The sequence below is a fragment of the Trinickia sp. genome (genome assembly GCF_051953405.1).
Lineage (GTDB): Bacteria > Pseudomonadota > Gammaproteobacteria > Burkholderiales > Burkholderiaceae > Trinickia.
Map to the genome: position 1 here is coordinate 1 of NZ_JBQCIV010000053.1, position 3,206 is coordinate 3,206.

Annotated in this window: 4 protein-coding genes; all 4 read left to right on the forward strand. The window is 62.3% G+C overall.

The genetic code is table 11. From position 1 onward, the window contains the following. Nucleotides 1-321 (forward strand): succinate dehydrogenase, cytochrome b556 subunit (gene sdhC / locus ACTHN9_RS08165; protein WP_440536251.1); only part of this gene is annotated, 321 nt, incomplete at its 5' end. A gap of 3 nt (nucleotides 322-324) precedes the next feature. Then, entirely contained in the window at nucleotides 325-693 is a 369-nt protein-coding gene (gene sdhD / locus ACTHN9_RS08170) for a succinate dehydrogenase, hydrophobic membrane anchor protein (RefSeq protein ID WP_440536252.1), read from the forward strand. A 4-nt stretch (nucleotides 694-697) separates the two neighbouring features. Continuing rightward, complete coding sequence (sdhA, locus tag ACTHN9_RS08175; RefSeq protein WP_440536253.1) at nucleotides 698-2,473, forward strand: succinate dehydrogenase flavoprotein subunit; 1,776 nt, start codon at nucleotides 698-700, stop codon at nucleotides 2,471-2,473. A gap of 28 nt (nucleotides 2,474-2,501) precedes the next feature. Beyond that, nucleotides 2,502-3,206 (forward strand): succinate dehydrogenase iron-sulfur subunit, encoded by a 705-nt coding sequence (locus ACTHN9_RS08180; RefSeq protein WP_440536254.1) that lies wholly within the window; start codon nucleotides 2,502-2,504, stop codon nucleotides 3,204-3,206.

Genomic DNA, 3,206 nt, shown 5'->3' on the forward strand with positions numbered 1-3,206 from the left:
TCGATCCTGCACCGCGTCAGCGGCGCGCTGCTGTTCGTGTTCCTCCCGTTCCTGCTGTATCTCTTCGATCAAAGCCTCACCTCCGAGATCAGCTTCGAGACGTTCAAGCTGTTCCTCTCCAACATCATCGTCAAGCTCATCACGCTCGTGCTGGCGTGGGCCTTTCTCTTTCACTTCTGCGCCGGCATCCGTCACTTGGTGATGGATACGAACCATGAAGCGGTGTCGAAGGAGAACGGCAAGCGCACCTCCATCGTCGTGCTCGTCGTGTCGTCCATTCTGACGATCGCCTTCGCGCTCAAACTGTTCGGAGCATTCTAAAAAATGGCAGCCAATCACCGAATCGGCTCGAAGCGCCTCGTCGTGGGCGCGCACTACGGCCTGCGCGACTGGCTCGCGCAACGCGTCACCGCCACCGTCATGGCGATCTACACCGTCATCCTGCTCGCCTGGTTCTTCGGCGCACAGGCCTTCTCCTACGACGGCTGGGCCGCGATCTTCGCCACGCAATGGATGAAGCTCGCCACGTTCGTCGCCTTGCTCTCGCTCTTCTACCACGCATGGGTAGGCATTCGGGACATCTGGATGGACTATGTGAAGCCCGTCGGCACGCGCCTCGTGCTGCAGGCATTGACGATCGTCTGGCTGCTCGCGTGCGCGGGCTACGCTGCGCAGATTCTCTGGAGAGTGTAAAAGCATGGTTGCAATCAAGAATTCCCTGCCGCGTCGGCGCTTCGACGTGGTCATCGTCGGCGCGGGCGGCTCGGGCATGCGCGCCTCGCTGCAGCTCGCGCGCGCGGGCCTGTCGGTGTGCGTGCTCTCCAAAGTGTTCCCCACGCGCTCGCACACGGTGGCCGCGCAAGGCGGCATCGGCGCCTCGCTCGGCAACATGAGCGAAGACAACTGGCACTACCACTTCTACGACACGATCAAAGGCTCGGACTGGCTCGGCGATCAAGACGCGATCGAATTCATGTGCCGCGAGGCGCCGAACGCTGTCTACGAGCTGGAACACTTCGGCATGCCGTTCGACCGCAACGCGGACGGCACGATCTATCAGCGCCCGTTCGGCGGTCACACGGCCAACTACGGCGAAAAGCCCGTCCAGCGCGCGTGCGCGGCGGCCGACCGCACCGGCCATGCGCTGCTGCACACGCTCTATCAACAAAACGTCGCGGCCAAGACGCAGTTCTTCGTCGAATGGATGGCGCTCGATCTGATCCGCGACGCCGACGGCGATGTGCTCGGCGTGACCGCGCTCGAGATGGAAACGGGCGACGTCTACATCCTCGAAGGCAAGTGCACGCTGTTCGCCACGGGCGGCGCGGGCCGGATCTTCGCGGCCTCGACCAACGCGTTCATCAATACCGGCGACGGCCTGGGCATGGCCGCGCGTGCGGGCATCGCCTTGCAGGACATGGAGTTCTGGCAGTTCCACCCCACCGGCGTGGCCGGCGCGGGCGTGCTGATCACCGAAGGGGTGCGCGGCGAAGGCGGCATTTTGCGTAACGCGAACGGCGAGCGCTTCATGGAGCGCTACGCGCCGACGCTGAAGGATCTGGCGCCGCGCGATTTCGTGTCGCGCTCGATGGACCAGGAAATCAAGGAAGGCCGCGGTGTCGGCGCGCACAAGGATCACGTGCTGCTCGATCTGTCGCACATCGGCGCCGAGACGATCATGAAGCGTCTGCCCTCGATCCGCGAAATCGCGCTCAAGTTCGCGAACGTCGATTGCATCAAGGAGCCGATCCCCGTCGTGCCGACGATCCATTATCAAATGGGCGGGATCCCAACGAACATCAACGGCCAGGTCGTGGGCACGCCGCGCGGTCATGAAGAAGTCGTGAACGGTTTTTATGCCGTGGGCGAGTGCTCGTGCGTGTCGGTGCACGGCGCGAACCGTTTGGGCACGAACTCGCTGCTCGACTTGGTGGTGTTCGGTCGTGCCGCGGGCAACCACATCGTCAAGCACGTCAAGGAAATCAAGGAGCACAAGCCGTTGCCGGCGGATGCGGCCGATTTCGCGCTCTCGCGCCTTGACCGGCTCGACCAGTCGAGTTCGGGCGAATACACGCAAGCGGTGGCGGGCGATATCCGTTCGAGCATGCAGGCGCACGCCGGCGTGTTCCGTACGTCGAAGCTGCTGGCCGAAGGCGTGGAGAAGATCAAGGAAATCGCCGAGCGCGTGAATCACGTGCATCTGAAGGACAAATCGAAGGTGTTCAACACGGCGCGTGTGGAAGCGTTGGAGCTGGCGAACCTGATCGAAGTGGCGCGAGCGACGATCGTGTCGGCCGAAGCGCGCAAGGAAAGCCGCGGCGCGCATGCGCTGGACGATCACCAAGAGCGCGACGACGTCAACTGGCTGCGCCACACGCTGTGGTTCAGCGAAGGCGATCGCCTCGATTACAAGCCGGTGCACATGCAGCCGTTGACGGTCGAATCGGTGCCGCCGAAGGCGCGGACCTTCTAAGCCGGCGCAATCAAAGGACACACGCGAAATGGCAAAACGTACTTTCGAAATCTATCGCTACGATCCGGATAAGGATGCCGCGCCGCGCATGCAGACGTATGAGCTCGAGCTGGGCCCGACCGATCGCATGCTGCTGGACGCACTGGTGAAGCTCAAGGCGCTGGACGAAACGCTGTCGTTCCGTCGCTCGTGCCGCGAGGGCGTATGCGGCTCCGATGCGATGAACATCAACGGCAAAAATGGCCTGGCATGCCTGACGAACCTGAACGATCTGCCGCAAAAGATCGTGCTGCGTCCGCTGCCGGGGCTGCCCGTGGTGCGCGATTTGATTTGCGACTTCACGCAATTTTTTAATCAGTACCACTCGATCAAGCCGTATCTCATCAACGACACGCCGCCGCCCGAAAAGGAGCGCCTGCAGTCGCCGGAAGAGCGCGAAGAACTCGACGGCCTGTACGAGTGTATTTTGTGCGCGAGCTGCTCGACCTCGTGCCCGAGCTTCTGGTGGAATCCGGATAAGTTCGTCGGCCCGGCTGGGCTGTTGCAGGCGTACCGGTTCATCGCCGATACGCGCGACCAAGCCACCGGCGAGCGTCTGGACAATCTCGAAGATCCCTACCGTCTGTTCCGTTGCCATACGATCATGAACTGCGTCGACGTGTGCCCGAAGGGCCTCAATCCGACGAAGGCGATCGGCAAGATCAAGGAATTGATGGTGCGTCGTACGGTTTAA

Coding starts and splice junctions, on each gene's coding strand:
- sdhD (WP_440536252.1), top strand. CDS start 325: ATGGCAGCCAATCACCGAATCGGCTCGAAGCGCCTCGTCGTGGGCGCG.
- ACTHN9_RS08180 (WP_440536254.1), top strand. CDS start 2,502: ATGGCAAAACGTACTTTCGAAATCTATCGCTACGATCCGGATAAGGAT.
- sdhA (WP_440536253.1), top strand. CDS start 698: ATGGTTGCAATCAAGAATTCCCTGCCGCGTCGGCGCTTCGACGTGGTC.